Here is a 17,221-nt window from a genome sequence, read left to right on the forward strand (position 1 = left end):
GGCTCCGGCGATCGCTTCCACCGTTCCCCGCATGACACTGATCGATTCCATCCTCGCCCACGCCGACGAACTGCAGACGATTCGCCGCGATATCCACGCGCATCCCGAAGTCGGCTTCGAGGTGAACCGCACCGCCGCGCTGGTGGCCGAGCGGCTCGAAGCCTGGGGCTACGCCGTCACGCGCAACGTGGGCCAGACCGGCGTGGTCGGCACGCTCAAGCGCGGCAGCGGCACGCGTGCGATCGGGCTGCGCGCCGACATGGACGCGCTGCCGGTGCAGGAGGTCAACACCTTCGCGCACCGCTCGACCGTGCCCGGCGCGATGCACGCCTGCGGCCACGACGGCCACACGGCGATGCTGCTCGGCGCGGCGCGCCATCTGGCGCTGCATGGCGGCTTCGACGGCACCGTGCAGTTGTTCTTCCAGCCGGCCGAGGAAGCGGGCGGCGGCGCGCGCGCGATGATCGAGGACGGCCTGTTCGAGCGTTTTCCGGTGGATGCCGTGTTCGGCCTGCACAACTGGCCCGGCATTCCGGCCGGCGATTTCGCCGTGCGCCCGGGGCCGCTGATGGCGTCCACCAGCCTGTTCAAGATCACGCTGCGCGGTGCCGGCTGCCACGCGGCCATGCCGCATCTGGGCCGCGACCCGGTGTTCGCCGCCGGGCAGGTGCTGAACGCGTTGCAGGGCATCGTCACGCGCAACCGCAATCCGATCGACGGCGCGGTGCTGTCGGTCACGCAGATCCACGCCGGCGAGGCGCTCAACGTGGTGCCGACCGATGCGTGGCTCGGCGGCACCGTGCGCACGTTCTCCGACGCCACGCTCGACCTGATCGAGACGCGCATGCGCGCCGTGGCCGCGGCGACCGCGTCGGCGTTCGAATGCGAGTGCGAGGTGTGGTTCGAGCGGCAGTATCCGGCCACCATCAACGATGCGGCGCAGACGGCGCTGGCCGTCGAGGTGATGCGCGAACTGGTGGGCGACGCGCACGTGAACGCGGTGGCCGACCCGACCATGGCCGCCGAGGATTTCTCGTTCATGCTGCGCGAGAAGCCGGGGTGTTACGCATTCCTGGGCAATGGCAGCGGCGACCATCGCGTGCATGGGCATGGCGGTGGGCCTTGCCTGCTGCATAACGCGAGTTATGACTTCAACGATGCGTTGCTGCCGGTGGGGGCGAGTTATTTTGTTCGGCTGGTGGAGCGGTTTTTGGGGTGAGGGGGGCGGCCTGTGGTGGTGTGCCGAATCGGCGCTTTGCCGAGACGGCATTGCTCGAGGTGTTAGTGGCCGGAGCGGGTAATCCTCTGGTCGGTTGGTTGGATTCCGGGATTGAGCGCCGAGCATGGCATCCACATCGTCAAAGGCTTCGCGCCGCCGACGTAGTTGACCTGGCACCAGCCGGCCGTCACATCCCCGACGGTAGCCTGGTCGCCAGCGATCAAATACTTTCTCGTCTTGCTCTTGATATCCGGCCCGTCGAAAAGACGGGCTTTGTATTTGACCGTGACAGGCACGTTGCCACTGTGATCCATCAATACGGAGAGCGGCGAGGCGATGGCCCGTTGAACGTCGCCGCGCGATTGAAAGGGAAATTCGTAGGTTATTTGGGCGCGATCCGACAAGTAGCTGTAGTCCGATCCAAACCAATTGGACGCGCGATCGTCGCGTGTCAGGGTGGTGTGGTTTAAATAAAAAACATCGACGGAGTAGAATTTCCCTGACGAATTCGGTTCTGCCAGGGATGCCCGAACTTCGAACGCATGGATAACGAAAATTCTTTCGATTTTTTCGTCGCCAGTTTTCATTGAAAAGGCGTCGACGATTTGGCCGGGGGTGTCGTCGTAGAGCATCCCTCGTCCGGTTGCCTTGGTTGGGGCCCCGCCAAGGGCAATGTAGTACAAGGCAATCGAATCGGCGCCGATGGGGGCGCCGGTCTTGGTGTCCGATAAGGCTTCCTGAACGAAACAAATCGTGCCGCTTTGTATATTGAGTGGCGGGTGGATCGGTGTGCCATGAATGTCGGCGCACGTGGTTTGCGCGTATGTCGAACCGCTTGCAATGAGAAATAATGTCGAGGCAATGTGTTTTTTAATCATTGGTGAATTTCGGTGGGCAAGATTGATTTTATAAAATTCTCGCTTGAATTGCTGGTGTTGGTTGGTAATGGCTGGATGAATTTTAATTGATAATCAATAAAATTGGATTTGAGAATAATCTAATTTGTGGCCTGTATTTCGTGATTTGCATTAAGTAATGAGTTGCAGTGGTTGGCAGCCGGCGTGGGTATAAGGGCTTGATCTTCACGCAGTCTCCGTATGGTGTACGCACCGCGCCCCATGCGTCCTTCCCCGTCTTTTTGGTCGGCCCAGCCACCCGCTACCCACAAAAATCTCGCCAAAATTCCCATTTCCCCCCGCCAAAAAACCGCCGAATCCGCTCCCCACGCGCCCCCCCGTACCCCTTTCCCAGCGGCCGTTCCAGCCCGCAACCCCCCGCCCCGTAACGCTTCCCGCCCTCTCGCAACTTTTTCCTAACCAGCGACCACAAAAAACATCATTTCCTTAACCCCCACCTCTGAACAGAATTCCAGGCATGCCATTCGCGGCGCGCCAAGCCGCGAACCAGAAACCGAACCCGGCCGCGGTTGGCGCGCCGGGTTGAACCGCTTTTCAGAGGAACGCGCGATGACAGTCGGGAACACAGTCGTAGACACGCTGGTGGTCGGCGCCGGCCAGGCCGGCGTGGCGATGAGCGAACACCTGAGCCGCCTCGGCGTGCCGCATCTGGTGCTCGAACGCGACCGGATCGCCGAGCGCTGGCGCACCGGCCGCTGGGATTCGCTGGTCGCCAACGGCCCGGCCTGGCACGACCGCTTCCCCGGCCTCGAATTCGAAGGGCTCGACCCGGATGCGTTCGCCTCGAAAGACAGCGTGGCCGATTACTTCGAGGCCTACGCCAAGAAGTACGACGCACCGATCCGCACCGGCGTGGACGTCACCAAGGTGGTGCGCAACGTCGGCCGCCCCGGCTTCACGGTCGAAACCAGCGACGGCACGATCGAGACGACCCGCGTGGTGGTGGCCACCGGCCCGTTCCAGACGCCGGTGATCCCGCCGATCGCGCCGTCCTCGTCGGCGCTGACGCAATTGCATTCGGCCAGCTACTACAACCCGCAGCAACTGCCGGCCGGTGGCGTGCTGGTGGTGGGCGCCGGCTCGTCGGGCGTGCAGATCGCCGACGAACTGCAGCGCGCGGGCCGCGACGTCTATCTGTCGGTCGGCCCGCACGACCGCCCGCCGCGCGCCTATCGCAACCGCGATTTCTGCTGGTGGCTCGGCGTGCTCGGCAAGTGGGACGCCGAAGCGGCGATGCCGGGCCGCGAGCACGTGACGATCGCCGTCAGCGGCGCGCGCGGCGGCCATACCGTCGATTTCCGCCGCCTCGCGCATCAGGGCGTGAACCTGGTCGGCCTGACCGAATCGTTCGACGGCAACGTGGTGCGCTTCCAGCAAGACCTGGCCGCCAACATCGCGCGCGGCGACGAGAACTACCTGTCGCTGCTCGACGAAGCCGACGCCTACATCGCCCGCAACGGCCTCGACCTGCCGGAAGAGCCGCAGGCGCGCGAGATCCCGGCCGATCCGGCCTGCCTCACGCAGCCGCTGCTGGAACTGGATCTGGCCCAGGCCGGCGTCACGTCGATCATCTGGGCGACCGGCTACGCCACCGATTACCGCTGGCTGCAGGTGGACGCGTTCGACGCCAAGGGCAAGCCGAAGCACCAGCGCGGCGTGTCGGTCGAACCGGGCATCTATTTCCTGGGCCTGCCGTGGCAGTCGCGCCGCGGTTCGAGCTTCATCTGGGGCGTCTGGCACGACGCCAAGCACGTGGCCGACCACATCGCGATCCAGCGCCAGTACCAGACCTACCGCGACAGCACGCAGCGCGAAGCCGCCGCAGCCGCAGCCGCAGTGGCAGCCGCGCCGCAAGCGGCCCAAACCAGCGAAATCGGAGTGAATTGATGCCCACCCATACCCGTATCCGGATGTTCAACACCAAGGACACCTATCCGAACCAGACGCTCGACAACGACCTGTGCCAGGCCGTGCGGGCGGGCAATACCGTGTACGTGCGCGGCCAGGTCGGCACCGATTTCGACGGCAACCTGGTGGGCCTCGGCGACCCGCGCGCGCAGGCCGAGCAGGCCATGAAGAACCTCAAGCAACTGCTGGAGGAAGCCGGCAGCGACCTCTCGCACGTCGTCAAGACCACCACCTACCTGATCGATCCGCGCTATCGCGAGCCGGTGTATCAGGAAGTGGGCAAGTGGCTCAAGGGCGTGCATCCGATCTCGACCGGGATCGTGGTGGTGGCGCTGGGCCAGCCGCAATGGCTGATGGAGATCGACGTGATCGCGGTGGTGCCGGACGGCTGGACGTCGCCCGCCGCCGCCTGAGCGCCATCCCCCATTTTTAGGTGAACTGAACCCATGAGCCAGACCACGCATACCCGTATCCGGATGTTCAACACGAAGGATACCTACCCGAACCAGACGCTCGACAACGACCTGTGCCAGGCCGTGAAGGCCGGCAATACCGTGTACGTGCGCGGCCAGATCGGCACCGATTTCGACGGCAACCTGGTGGGCCTCGGCGACCCGGCCGCGCAAGCCGAGCAGGCGATGAAGAACGTCAAGCAACTGCTGGAAGAAGCCGGCAGCGATCTCTCGCATATCGTCAAGACCACCACCTACATCATCGATCCGCGCTATCGCGAGCCGGTGTATCAGGTGGTCGGCAAGTGGCTGAAGGGCGTGTATCCGATCTCGACCGGCCTGGTGATCGCCGCGCTGGGCCAGCCGCAATGGCTGATGGAGATCGACGTGATCGCCGTGATCCCGGACAATTGGACGCCGCAACAGGCCTAAGGAGGCACGCATGACTTTCTCGATCGTCGGCCGGTGTCAGGAAACCGGCCAGCTCGGCATCGCGATCAGCTCGTCGAGCATCGCTGTGGGCGCGCGCTGCCCGTGGGTCCGCGCCGGTGTCGGCGTGGTGGCCACGCAGAACGTCACGCTGCCCGCGCTCGGCCCGGAGATCCTCGATCTGCTGGAGGCCGGCCAGCTCGATCCGGCCGCCGCGCTCGACCGCGCGCTGTCGGCGAACGGCTGGAGCCAGTACCGGCAGGTCACGGTGATCGACGGCCAGGGCCGCTCGGCGTTCTTCAGCGGCAAGGAAGCGCTCGGGCTTTATCACGCGGTGGCGGGCGAGCAGTGCATCGCGGCCGGCAACATGCTGTCCGGCCTGAACGTGATCGAAGCGATGGTGCCGGCCTTCGAGAACGCGCCTGGCGCGCTGGCCGACCGGCTGCTGGCCGCCATGCAGGCGGCGCTGGCAGCGGGCGGCGAGGCCGGCCCGGTGCACTCGGCCGCGCTGAAGATTGCCGGCGACGTGGTCTGGCCGATCGTCGACCTGCGCGTGGATTGGGCCGACGAAGATCCGATCGGCCAGCTTGCCGGCCTGTGGCATGCCTACAAGCCGCAAATGGCCGATTACCTGACGCGCGCGATCAACCCGACCGCCGCGCCGAGCTACGGGGTGCCCGGCGATGAGTGAGTCCGCCCACCTCACCCAGGCGGGCGTGGCGCTGTCCAGCCGCGATCTGCTCGAACGGCTGATCGGCTTTGCCACCGTCAGCCGCGATTCGAACCTCGCGCTGATCGAGTTCATCCGCGATTATCTGGCCGGGCACGGCGTCGAGTGCGAGCTGTTCTACAACGACGCGCGCACCAAGGCCAACCTGTTCGCGACGATCGGCCCGCGCGATCGCGGCGGCGTGGTGTTGTCCGGCCACACCGACGTGGTGCCGGTGGATGGCCAGGCGTGGACGGTCGAGCCGTTCCGCCTGACCGAGCGCGACGGCAAGCTGTACGGGCGCGGCACCGCCGACATGAAGGGCTTCCTGGCCTCGGTGCTGGCCGCCGTGCCGGCCTTCGTCGCGCGCGAGCGCGAGCTGGCGCTGCCCGTGCACCTGGCGTTCTCGTACGACGAGGAAGTGGGTTGTCTCGGCGTGCGGCCGATGCTGGCCGAACTGGAGCGGCGCGCGGTGCGCCCGCGCCTGTGCCTGATCGGCGAGCCGACCGAACTGAAGCCGGTGCTCGGCCACAAGGGCAAGCTGGCGATGCGTTGCCACGTGAAGGGCGCGGCCTGCCACTCGGCCTACGCGCCGTACGGCGTCAACGCGATCGAATACGCGGCCAAGCTGATCGGCCATCTCGGCGAGATCGGCACGCGGCTCGCGGCGCCCGAGCATCACGACGAACGTTTCGACCCGCCGTTCTCCACCGTGCAGACGGGCGTGATCCACGGCGGCCGCGCGCTGAACATCGTGCCGGCCGAGTGCGAATTCGATTTCGAGGTGCGCGCGCTGCCCGGCTACGACGCGCAGGAAGTGGCCGACGACCTGCACCGCTACGCCGACGCCGAGCTGCTGCCGAAGATGCAGGCCGTCAAGCCCGACACCGGCATCCGCTTCCAGCCGCTCAGTGCCTACCCGGGCCTGGCCACGCCGCCCGACAGCGAAGCCGCGCAACTGCTGGCGCTGCTGTCCGGCTCGACCGAGTTCGGCACCGTGGCGTTCGGCACCGAAGGCGGCCTGTTCGAGCAGGCCGGCATGCCCACCGTGGTGTGCGGCCCCGGCAGCATGGATCAGGGGCACAAGCCCGACGAATTCGTCAGCGTCGAGCAACTGGCCGGCTGCGATGCGATGCTGGCGCGGCTGGTGACGCATCTCACGTCACGCGAGGCCTGAGCCATCGAGGCTTGCTCAGTCATCCTGACGTACTGACGTAGGCGGCCCGCTTTCGAGCGGGCCGTTTTTCATTGGCGCGAGGCGTCAGCCGCGCGGCGCGGCGCTCAACGCCGTGAGCCGCTCGCGGCAGAAATCCACGAACAGTTGCGCGGGCTTGGTCAACTGGCCGCGCTTCAGGCGCGCGCTGACGAGGCCCGAGCGCGCCACCGGCTCGGCGATGTCGATCGTCACGACCTTCTTCCCGTCGTAGGTGCATTCGGAGTGCGGGCGCGTGACCAGCAGCGAAAAGCCGAAGCCCTGGCCGACCATGCCGCGCACCATCTCGATCGACGGCGAGCCGAACACGATGTTCGGCGTGAGGCCGAGCGCATGGAACAGGCTGACGAAATAGGTGCGGCTCGGCTGCACGTCGAGCAGGATCATCGGTTCGACGCACAGGTCGCGCAGCGACACCTGCGCCTGGCTGGCGAAGCGGTGGTTTTCGGGCAGCAGCACGTAGGGCTTCTGGGGCGGCATCAGCGGTTCGGTTTCGATGGTGCCGTCGAGTTCGTGCTCGTAGACGAACGCCACGTCGAACGTGCCGGCCGTCAGGCCCTGCACGAGTTCCTGCTGGTCGCCGTCGCGAATCCGGATGTTGACGCCCGGATACAGCTCGCGAAAGCCCGCGATCAGTTGCGGCAGATAGAGCGGGGCGACCGTCTCGAAGCAGCCGATATCGATCTGGCCGGTTACCACGTCGTTGTCGGCCAGCGCGTTCTGCTCGAATTCGTGCGCCATGCGCAGCAGTTCCTGCGCCTTGCGGTAGAAGCGCGTGCCGCTCGGCGTCAGCGAGACGCCCTGCGCGTGATGGCGGATGAACAGCTTCACGCCGAAGCTTTCCTCCAGCCCCTTGATCGCGTTCGAAATGGAGGGCTGCGCGATGAACAGCTGGCGCGAGGCCTCGGCCACGCTGCCGGCCTCGACCGTCGTCACGAAATACTTCAGTTGTCGCAATGTATAGAAAGCCACGGAAACCTCTGCTGCTCGCGCGCCGGAGTGGGGCAGGCAGGGGGCTGGCGGCCCCGCGCGCGCGTGGGTGTCGGTCGGATCGGCTAGCACCTTACCGCAGGCCGCGCACCCGCGCGCGGCCTGCTGCCGACTTTTATCTTATGACGCGAGCATAAATTTTATTTTTGGTCCGGCGCGCGAATGTGCCTCGCCACGTGCGCAAGGGCGGCCGCCTTGCAACGTGAAAGCTTGTCGGCGATCGGCCGAGGATGCCCGCCCGAGGCCCGTTCTGGTGCGTTCTGGTGCGTTTTGGCACCGATTTTGTGCTCCACATGGTTCATCTCTGGACATAGCAAAAAGCTTTGCAAGACACACTAAAACGATAATTCTCAAATGTTATCGGCTTCGCTAAATTTTGGCTCACATCAACGGTTTACCGATGAAAGCGCGTATGCCGGGCGGTTGCGAAACAGGGGTTTCGCGGCCGGACCAGCAGGTTTTCATCGGCAGGCCGTGGCACCGGGCGCAACGCTCGCCGCGCATTCGCAATTGGTTCGGATTTCGAAATATGAACGGATTCGGGGCGGGAGCGATTCGCCCGGGCGCCTGCTGATGCCTGACGAGGGGCGCCGGTTGGCCCCAACCGCTTCAGCGCGGCCCGCCGCGCACGCAAGGAGACATCATCGTGACCACCCCGGAGCGCACCGCGTCCCCATTGATTGAAAAGCATACGATCGGCTATGTGCCGCCCGAGGATCGCCACGGCAAGGTGCGCGACCTGTTTACGTTGTGGTTCGGCGGCAATATCGCGCCGCTGCCGATCGTGACCGGCGCGCTCGGCGTGCAGGTGTTTCACCTGAACCTGGTGTGGGGCATCATCGCGATCATCGTCGGCCAGGCGGTCGGCGGCGTGCTGATGGCGCTGCACTCGGCGCAAGGCCCGCAGATGGGCATCCCGCAGATGATCCAGAGCCGCGCGCAGTTCGGCTCGCTCGGCGCGCTGCTCGTCACGCTGATTGCGGGCGTGATGTACGTGGCGTTCTTCGCCTCGAACATCGTGCTGGCCGGCAAGTCGCTGCATGGCATTACCTCGGCCGTGCCGGTGCCGGTGGGCATCGTGGTCGGCGCGGTGGGCTCGGGCCTGATCGGCATCATCGGCTACCGCTTCATCCACATCCTGAACCGCATCGGCACCTGGGTGCTCGGCCTCGGCATCGTGGTGGGCTTCGGCTATATCTTCACGCACGTGCAAACGGCCGACTTCCTGACACGCGGCGGCTTCAGCTTCGCCGGCTGGCTCGCCACGGTGTCGCTGTCGGCGCTCTGGCAGATCGCGTTCGCCCCGTATGTATCGGACTACTCGCGTTACCTGCCGGCCAATGTCAAGGTGTCCTCGACGTTCTGGGCCACCTACCTCGGCTGCGCGATCGGCTCGACGCTGGCGTTTTCGTTCGGTGCGGTGGCCGTGCTGGCGGTTGCGCCGGGCGCCGATACGATGGATGCCGTCAAGCAGGCCACCGGCCCGTTCGGTCCGCTGATGCTGGTGCTGTTCCTGTTGAGCGTGATCAGCCACAACGCGCTGAACCTGTATGGCGCCGTGCTGTCGGCCATCACCTCGATCCAGACCTTCGTGTGGCGCTGGATTCCGACGGCGCGCGCCCGTGCCGTGTTCTCGATCGTGATCCTGCTGGCGTCGTGCTACGGCGCGATCGGCGTGTCGACCAACTTCATCGGCCACCTGGTGGACTTGGTGCTGGCGCTGCTGGTGGTGCTGGTGCCGTGGACGGCGATCAATCTGATCGACTTCTACGTGATCCACAAGGGCGACTACGACATCGAGTCGATCTTCCGCGTGGATGGCGGTATCTACGGCCGCTTCAACCCGCAGGCGCTGATTGCTTACGCGGTGGGCATCGCGGTGCAGATCCCGTTCATGAACACGCCGATGTATGCCGGCCCGGTGCCGGGCTACCTGGATGGCGCGGATTTGTCGTGGATCGTCGGGTTGCTGCTGACTTCGCCGCTGTATTACTGGCTGGCGACGCGCGACACGGCCTATCGCCGTCGTCAGGACAGCGCACGGGCAGCCGTGGTGCGCTGAAGCCGCCGATCACCGATGGACCAAAAAAAACCGCGCCTCGTGCGCGGTTTTTTCATGGGCGCTCAGGACGCCTCGATTTTCCTGACGATCGTGTGCGCGGCCTTCAGCGGCTTGTCGTCGGCGTCGCGCAGCACCTGCTTGCGGACGGCGCGGCCGCTCTTGCGCTCGACCATGACCGAGTGCTTCTCGCCGCGCTCGAACAGGTTCGCCTCGCCCCACTGGCGCAGCATCACGATCACCGGGAACAGCGCCTCGCCGCGGCTCGTCAGCACGTACTCCTGATAAGCGGTGCCGTCCGACGCCGGCACGATCTCGAAGATGCCGGCATCCACCAGCATTTTCAAACGCGCCGACAGGATGTTGCTGGCGACCCCCAGGCTGCTGCGGAAATCGCCGAAGCGGCGCACGCCGTCGAACGCATCGCGCACGATCAGCAATGCCCACCGGTCGCCGACGATATCGGTTGCCCGCGCCACCGGGCACGGCGAATCCGCCGCGCTCTTCTGCTTGACCATTCTGACCTCCTCGACGCGCCTGCGCGGGCTTGGGTGCCGCGCACAACTCGTTGCATTTTAAAACATCCTTCCCTACACTGCATCCAGTTTCAAATTGCAACCACTTTACCAGGGGAGTACTGATGAATTCACCCGCGAATTCCGCCAGGGAAGGCCGGCTTGGCGATGCAGAAAATAAGGGCGGTGCGGTTGGCCGGCTGCCCACGGCCATCGTCACGCTGCTGGCCGTGTGCTGCGCGGCCAGTGTTGCGAACGTGTATTACGCGCAGCCGCTGCTCGATTCGATCGCGCACGATTTCCAGATCTCGCACGCCGACGTGGGCGGCGTGATCACCGCCACCCAGCTCGGCTGCGCGCTGGCGCTGCTGTTCGTGGTGCCCTTGGGCGACCTGCTGAACCGCAAGCGATTGATCGCCGTGCAACTGGTGCTGCTGATCCTCGCTTGCGTCGGCGTCGCGATTTCGGCCTCGCCGCTGGCGCTGCTCGCCGGCATGGTCGGCGTCGGCCTGCTCGGCACCGCGATGACGCAAGGGCTGATCGCCTATTCGGCCACGCTGGCGGGTGACGGCGAGCGCGGCCGGGTGGTGGGCGCGGCGCAGGGCGGGGTGGTGATCGGCTTGCTGATGGCGCGTTCGCTGGCCGGGGTGGTGACCGACATCGCGGGCTGGCGCGCGGTGTATCTGGTGTCGGGCCTGTTCGCGGTGGTGATGTTGATCGTGCTGTCGCGTCTGTTGCCCGCGCCGCGCACGCCGCGTGCGCAACTGAGCTACGGCGCGCTGCTGCGCTCCATGGGGGCGCTGCTGTGGCATGAGCGCGTGTTGCAGGTGCGCGGCATGCTCGGCCTGTTGATGTTCGCCGCGTTCAGCGTGTTCTGGAGTGCGCTGGTGCTGCCCCTCAGCGCTCCGCCGTTCTCGATGTCGCACACGACGATCGGCGCGTTCGGCCTGGTGGGCGCACTGGGCGCACTGGCCGCCGCGCGGGCCGGGCAATTGACCGATCGCGGCCTCGGCCAGGTGACGACCGGCATCGCGCTGGCGCTGCTGCTGGTTTCGTGGCTGCCTATCACGTTCATGACCACCTCGATCTGGCTGCTGATCGCCGGCATCATCCTGCTCGACATCGGCGGCCAGGCGATCCACGTGGTCAATCAGAGCATGATCTTCAGCACGCGGCCGGAGGCGCATGCGCGGCTGGTGGGTTGCTACATGCTGTTCTATTCGGTGGGCAGCGGCCTGGGGGCGATTTCATCGACGGCCGTGTATGCGCGCGCGGGGTGGCTCGGCGTGTGCGCGCTGGGCGCGGGCATCAGTTTCGTCGCGCTGGTGTTTTGGGCGGCGACTCGTGGCGCGATGCGGCGGGATGTGGATCATGTTTGATGTAGTCATGATGACAGCCTGAAAGTCCGTAGAGCGAAATGGATATGCAAAAAATCTGATTGCAAGTAGCAACCGGATATGTGAGCATGGCTTCGCACCTGAGAGCGCGCGCTCACCGATGAAAACATAATTATCGGGGCGCGTGAAAAAAACACCTGATTCCGATAAATAAATGAACCCCTGCAATTGCCACGGCGGTATGTTCCGTTCGCCCGACTGAAGCGGTATCCGCTTCGGTACTCACGTTTCGCAATACTGATCAACTGTTATCGCGGCTTGCCCTGCGCAGGCCGGGAGGGATGCGTGTGCACAAGATCGTGATCCTGCCGCAGAACGCCGAGGCCTGGCTGCCTCCGGGCAGCAGCCTGACCGAACTGGAATTCGAGCTGTACGACCAGGAATCGATCCCGTTCGGTTGCAAATCCGGCGCGTGCGGCGCGTGCGTGATCGAGGTCGTCGAAGGCTTGCCGCATCTGGGCACCCGAGATGCCCCGGAAGCGGAATTCCTCGACGCGCTCGGTTATCCGGGCGATGAATTCAGGCTGGCGTGCCAATGCCGGCTGAATGGCGAAGTACGAATTCGTGCGGCTTCTCTCGCACGTGATTATTGAAAACTCCACTTCTATTGACGAGGGTAATCATGAGCAATCGCGTTAAAAACGTCGGCTTCGAGAATCGCATTCCGTTCATCAATGCTGCACGATCGGTTGAATTGCGCGCAGAAATCGATGCCATCATCGACGGTCAAATCGATAAATGGTATGAAACCGTGCCGTATGCCGCGCACCTCGAAGGCAAGACGATCGATTCGACTTATTACCAGCGTCACCTGATCGAAACCGCATGGCGCATTCGCCTGCTGCGCGTGTCGGAATCGAAGGCGCTCGTCGAAATCGCCAAGCGCAGCCCGGAAGCGGCGCAGATCTGGGCGAACTACGAGCGCGAGGAAATGCTGCACGACGAACTGTTCATTCAGGATCTCGAACGGGCGGGCGTGAGCCGCGAGCAATTCCTCGCCACCGAGCCGTACCTGTCGACCAAGCTGCTGACCGGCTATTTCTCCTACCTGCTCGATCACGAAGGGCCGCTGGGCGTGGTCGCCTATTCGTACCTGGTCGAATACGTGAACGTGAAGCTCGAACCGCGCAAGATCGAAGCGCTGAAGGGCTCGGTGGGCGAAGGCAACATCGGCGGCCAGATCTCGCACTCGCATACGGATATCAACGACGACCACCCGGGCGAAGTGTGGGCCGCGATCCGTCACCTGCTGCGCAGCGACGACGACATCCAGGCGCTCAAGCGCTATCTCGACGAACATCAGACGGTGCTCGCGCTCTACTTCAAGGAACTCTACGAAGACAAGATCGCCGCCACGCTGAAAGCCGCGGCCTGATCGGGGAGCGATGATGAAAACCGATGGCGTTCTCATTCTGAGTCACTGCGGTTTCTCTTTCGCCGAGGATCTGATCGCGGCGTGTCATGCACGCGGCCTCGCCGCATGGGTGCTGTCGTCGCGGCCGCTTCCCGAGCACGGCGACGCCCGGCTCGCCTCGCTGCGCGAACTGGCGGAGACGGTGTTCGCCACGGATGCTCACGAACTGGGTACCCGTGACCTCGAGAACGCCCTCGCGGCCCTGCATGAGCAGGGCCATACGATCAAGGGCTGCATCAGCGTGTGGGAAGGGTATCGCGCGCTGATGGCCTACGGCAACGCGTTGCAGGGCGTGGGCGACCTGCCCTGGCAGCGTGCCGATCAACTGCGCGACAAGCTGAAGGTGCGCACGCAGTTGCACGATGCGGGGCTGTCGCGGGTGCGTGCGCACAAGCTGACGCCCGCCACGCTGGCCGAGCTGCAGCGCAGCGGCCACCCGTATTTCGTCAAGCCGGTGCGCGGCATCGCATCCTACGGTGCGTTCCGGCTCGCGCGCGACACGACCTGGGCAGCGCTCGACGCGATCGCCGCCAAGGCGCGCGCCGACACGGTCTATACGTCCGTGCTTGGCGAAACCATCGAGTTCCTGGCCGAAGGTTATGTGAGCGGCAAGGAGTTCAGCTTCGAGGTGCTGGTGGCCGACGGCCGCCCCTACGTGGTCGGCATTCATGAGAAGTGCCAACTGACCGAGCGCGACGGCACGGTGCTCGAGGATAGCTGCACCAGCCCGCCGCATTCGCTGTCGGATGCGCAGAACGCGGCCGGCATCGCCTGGATCGGCGAGGTGCTGGCCGAACTGGCGCTCGATTGGGGCTGCTTTCACATCGAGGCGCGCTTCGACGGTGCGCGCTGGGATTTGATCGAGGTGAACCCCCGGGTGGGCGGCGCGTTGATCTCGCGCAGCGTGAAGGCGCTCAACGGCCAGGCCAGCGTGCTGGAGCTTTGGCTCGACCTGCTCGTCTCGCAGGCCGACGAAGTGCCGTCGCCCGCCTATCTCGACACCCTGGCGAGCGTGTCCTATCGCGCTGACGGCGTGCCGCCGGGCACCAGCGCCACGTTCTTCCGCGTCTACTTCGCCGAGCCGGGCCGCATCGAGCGCATCGACGTCGAGCCGACCGATCCGCCGCCGCTGCTGACCCAGATCCTGCTCAAACCCGGCGACGAGATCGAGCCGGCCGCGCGCGAGGTGTTTCTCGGGCAGATCCTCTGGCATCTGCCGCGCGAGCGGCGCGACGCCGAACTGCCGCGCTTGCTGGCCGTCACGGCCGATACGCTCGCGGTGCGCTACCAAACCAGCGAAACCACCGCAGGAGCCTGAGTGATGAGCGAAACGAGCCCGCTGTTGCTGATCGTCGATTACAACCTGACGCGCATCGCCGACGTCGCGCATCTCGTGCGTGTCGCCCACGCGCATCACCGTGTCGACACGCTGCTGATTCGCGCCGCGCCCGGCCCGCGCGATCGCGAAATCTGCCGCTACGTGATCGATCTCGATCCGCTGGCCGACGATTTCGTCGAGGCGGCCGAGGCCGCGCTGGCACCCTACCGGGCGCGCCTGCGCGCGGGCCTGGTGTTCTCCGACAACGCCGTGCAGCGCGGCGCAGCCCTGCTCGAACGGCTCGGCCTGCCGGTCGATTCGGCCGCGCTGGCGGCCGGCGCGTTCAGCAAGCGCGATTACCGGCTGGCCGAGGACGCGGTGCGCACGCTGCTCGATGCGCAGCGGATCATGGCGCCGCGCAGCGCGGCGATCGCCTCGCTGGCCGACGTGCAGGCGTTTGCGCAGGCGCATCCGGCAGGCTTCGTGATCAAGCCGTCGTGCGAGGGCAACAACCGCGGCGTGGCGGTGGTGCGTGCCGGCGACCGGCTCGATGCGGCGTTCGCGCTGGTCGAGCCGTATCTGGCGAACGGCGCGATCTGCGAGGCGCTGATTCCGTACCGTCGCGAATACTCGTTCGACGGCGTGGGCGACACGGCCTTCATCACGGAGAAGGTCAGCGCCGACGGCCAGTACCCCGTGGAGGTGGCGCAAATTCTCCCGGCGCGCCTGAGCGTGGCCGAGCGCGCTTCGCTGAGCCGGGCCGGCCGCATCGCGAACCTGCTGGTGGGGCAGCGCGACGGCCCGTTCCACAACGAAATCAAACTGAGCGACGACGGCACGCGCGCCGCCGTGGTGGAGCCCAACCGTCGCCCCGCCGGCATGAAGATCTGGACCATCGCGCAGGCGGTGTACGCGGTCGATTTCTATGCGCTCTGGGTGGATGCGGCGTTCGGCCATCCGCGCGACGTCCGGCTCGAAGCGGGCAGCACCCATGCCGCCACCGTGATGCTCGGCGTGCCCGAGGACGGCGAGTTCACGCCGCCGGCCACGGCGCAGGGCGAGGCGCTGCTCGCCGCGACGCTCGCGCAGGCGGCCGAGCGCTGCGGGCTGCCGGCTTCGGCGCTGCACCTGATCGAGTGGGGCTGGCTGTCGCCGCACACGCGTTTCATTCCCGCCGTCGCGCGTGAAAACGGCGACTTCGCGGCGCAGGCCTGCCTCGCCGTGGACGGCGCGCGCGCCGACATCCGCGAGGTGGTGCAGGCGGTGCGCGCGGCCTGGGTCGCGCAGCTCGCCAGCGCTGGCTTCCATGTTCCGCAATCGGTTACGCTCGCGGCCTGAGAGGAGATTCCGATCATGAAGATTCTGATCCTGCATCGGGTGCCGTACGCCCGCATCGATTACGCGCGCGGCATCGATCACACGCGTCACGACGTGACGTATTTCGGCACCCAGCCGATCATCGATACGTTGCCGCCCGACCTGCGCCACGAAGCGGTGGTGCGGCCCGGCGAGCACAGCGCCTACGACGAGGCGCGCGCCTGGCTCGGCGCGCAGCCGCGCCGCTTCGACCGCATCCTGTCGCTGTCCGAGTACGAACTGCTCGATGCCGCTCGCCTGCGGGAATGGCTCGGCGTCGAGGGGCCGTCGGTGGACGCGGTGCAATGCGTGCGCGACAAGGTCCGCATGAAGCACAAGGCCGAGCAGGCCGGGCTGCGTGTGCCGCGCTACCTGCGGCTTCCCGAGTGGCTCGACAACCCGGGCGCCGCGCGCTGGTCGGGCCGGACCGTGCTGAAGCCGCACAGCGGCGCATCGAGCGAGGACGTGGTGGTGTTCGCCGACCCGCAGGCGGCCTTGCGCGCGGTGCAGGCCCGCGCTTCGGGCGCGGTGCGGCTCGACCGTGGCGAACTCGACGCGCAGGCCTATCAGGTCGAGGAATTCGTGGACGGCGACGTGCTGCATTTCGACGGCTTGATCGCCGATGGCCGTCTCGCCACCGTCACCGCCAGCCGCTATGTCGGCACCTGCCTCGGGTTCGCCCAGGGCAAGCCGCTCGGTTCCTGCCATTTCCCGCTCACGCCCGCATTGCGCGAGTGGACGAGCCGCGCGCTCGCGGCGGTGGGCATCCGCCACGGCAGCTTCCACCTGGAAGCGATCGAGACGCCGGCCGGCCCGGTGTTCCTCGAAGTCGGCAATCGGGTGGGGGGCGCCGACGTGGTGGCCACTTTCGAGCTGGCGACCGGCGTGCATCTGCCGTCCGAGGAACTGCGAATCCTGACCGGCGAACCGCCCTCGCACGCGTTGCCCGATACCCAGACGCAAGCGGCATGGCACGGCTGGTTCGTGTTCCCCGGCCATGCCGGCGGCCCGGGCACCTATCGCGGCATCGACGGCATCGACGCGTTCCGGCGCGATCCGGTGGTGCGCCGCTGGGCCGAACTGACGCCCGGCACGACGTTGCAGCAACGGATCACCTACTCGGCGCACGAGGCGCCGCTCGCGGGGATCGTCGCGTGCGTCGACGCGGTCGAGACCGACGCCTGGCTGCGCGGGCTGTTCGACGCGGCCCGCACCGCGCCGGCCGTCGCCGCTTCGGTCGCCGCCTCCGTCGCGCACGCGGCCTGAGCGTCGTGCTCGCCCATCCTGCCCATTCCGAAACGCGGCGCGCGTGCGAACCACGCGCG

The 17,221-nt window shown here is 66.1% G+C and carries 16 protein-coding genes; 13 read left to right on the top strand and 3 right to left on the bottom strand.

The genetic code is table 11. The features are described 5' to 3' along the window. Positions 1-31: 31 nt before the first annotated feature. A complete protein-coding gene (locus AB4851_RS07115) occupies positions 32-1,219 on the top strand; it encodes a M20 aminoacylase family protein (protein ID WP_414449025.1) in 1,188 nt (395 codons plus the stop codon). A 62-nt stretch (positions 1,220-1,281) separates the two neighbouring features. On the opposite strand, the gene AB4851_RS07120 is transcribed toward AB4851_RS07115, so the two are convergent. After that, on the bottom strand, positions 1,282-2,097 hold the full coding sequence (locus AB4851_RS07120) for a hypothetical protein (RefSeq protein WP_414449026.1): 816 nt from the start codon (positions 2,095-2,097) through the stop codon (positions 1,282-1,284). Positions 2,098-2,685: 588 nt separating this feature from the next. On the opposite strand from AB4851_RS07120, the gene AB4851_RS07125 reads away from it, so the two are divergent. The 5 genes from AB4851_RS07125 to argE are packed head-to-tail and all read left to right on the top strand — an operon-like array spanning position 2,686 to position 6,811. Beyond that, positions 2,686-4,023, top strand: a complete 1,338-nt coding sequence (locus AB4851_RS07125; protein WP_414449027.1) for a flavin-containing monooxygenase — start codon at positions 2,686-2,688, stop codon at positions 4,021-4,023. Continuing rightward, a complete protein-coding gene (locus AB4851_RS07130) occupies positions 4,023-4,457 on the top strand; it encodes a RidA family protein (RefSeq protein ID WP_414449028.1) in 435 nt (144 codons plus the stop codon). Before AB4851_RS07125 ends, AB4851_RS07130 begins: the two co-directional genes overlap by 1 nt. 33 nt (positions 4,458-4,490) lie before the next feature. Then, on the top strand, positions 4,491-4,928 hold the full coding sequence (locus AB4851_RS07135) for a RidA family protein (protein WP_414440203.1): 438 nt from the start codon (positions 4,491-4,493) through the stop codon (positions 4,926-4,928). Positions 4,929-4,938: 10 nt separating this feature from the next. Further along, the gene (locus AB4851_RS07140; protein ID WP_414449029.1) at positions 4,939-5,616 is read left to right on the top strand and encodes a DUF1028 domain-containing protein; all 678 of its coding nucleotides are present in this window, start codon (positions 4,939-4,941) and stop codon (positions 5,614-5,616) included. After that, a complete protein-coding gene (gene argE, locus AB4851_RS07145; RefSeq protein ID WP_414449030.1) occupies positions 5,609-6,811 on the top strand; it encodes an acetylornithine deacetylase in 1,203 nt (400 codons plus the stop codon). Before AB4851_RS07140 ends, argE begins: the two co-directional genes overlap by 8 nt. 84 nt (positions 6,812-6,895) lie before the next feature. On the opposite strand, the gene AB4851_RS07150 is transcribed toward argE, so the two are convergent. Beyond that, entirely contained in the window at positions 6,896-7,819 is a 924-nt protein-coding gene (locus AB4851_RS07150) for a LysR family transcriptional regulator (RefSeq protein WP_414449031.1), read from the bottom strand. A 664-nt stretch (positions 7,820-8,483) separates the two neighbouring features. Here AB4851_RS07150 and AB4851_RS07155 point away from each other — a divergent pair. Further along, positions 8,484-9,899 carry a purine-cytosine permease family protein gene (locus AB4851_RS07155; protein ID WP_414449032.1) on the top strand — a complete coding sequence of 472 codons (1,416 nt, stop codon included), beginning with the start codon at positions 8,484-8,486 and terminating at the stop codon, positions 9,897-9,899. A gap of 62 nt (positions 9,900-9,961) precedes the next feature. On the opposite strand, the gene AB4851_RS07160 is transcribed toward AB4851_RS07155, so the two are convergent. After that, a complete protein-coding gene (locus tag AB4851_RS07160; protein WP_414440198.1) occupies positions 9,962-10,414 on the bottom strand; it encodes a winged helix-turn-helix transcriptional regulator in 453 nt (150 codons plus the stop codon). Positions 10,415-10,536: 122 nt separating this feature from the next. Between AB4851_RS07160 and AB4851_RS07165 the strand changes: the two genes are divergently transcribed. The 6 genes from AB4851_RS07165 (at position 10,537) to AB4851_RS07190 (ending at position 17,162) form a co-directional block, all read left to right on the top strand. Next, positions 10,537-11,790, top strand: a complete 1,254-nt coding sequence (locus tag AB4851_RS07165; RefSeq protein WP_414449033.1) for an MFS transporter — start codon at positions 10,537-10,539, stop codon at positions 11,788-11,790. A 305-nt stretch (positions 11,791-12,095) separates the two neighbouring features. Further along, a complete protein-coding gene (locus AB4851_RS07170) occupies positions 12,096-12,401 on the top strand; it encodes a 2Fe-2S iron-sulfur cluster-binding protein (protein WP_414440196.1) in 306 nt (101 codons plus the stop codon). A 29-nt stretch (positions 12,402-12,430) separates the two neighbouring features. Further along, positions 12,431-13,183, top strand: coding sequence for a hypothetical protein (locus AB4851_RS07175; protein ID WP_414449034.1), 753 nt, complete (start codon positions 12,431-12,433; stop codon positions 13,181-13,183). 10 nt (positions 13,184-13,193) lie between these two features. Next, positions 13,194-14,540, top strand: a complete 1,347-nt coding sequence (locus tag AB4851_RS07180; protein WP_414449035.1) for an ATP-grasp domain-containing protein — start codon at positions 13,194-13,196, stop codon at positions 14,538-14,540. Positions 14,541-14,543: 3 nt separating this feature from the next. Then, a complete protein-coding gene (locus AB4851_RS07185) occupies positions 14,544-15,878 on the top strand; it encodes an ATP-grasp domain-containing protein (protein WP_414449036.1) in 1,335 nt (444 codons plus the stop codon). 15 nt (positions 15,879-15,893) lie between these two features. After that, a complete protein-coding gene (locus AB4851_RS07190) occupies positions 15,894-17,162 on the top strand; it encodes an ATP-grasp domain-containing protein (RefSeq protein ID WP_414449037.1) in 1,269 nt (422 codons plus the stop codon). The last annotated feature ends 59 nt before the right edge of the window (positions 17,163-17,221 follow it).

It is taken from the genome of Burkholderia sp. 22PA0099, from assembly GCF_047497165.1.
Taxonomy (GTDB): domain Bacteria; phylum Pseudomonadota; class Gammaproteobacteria; order Burkholderiales; family Burkholderiaceae; genus Burkholderia.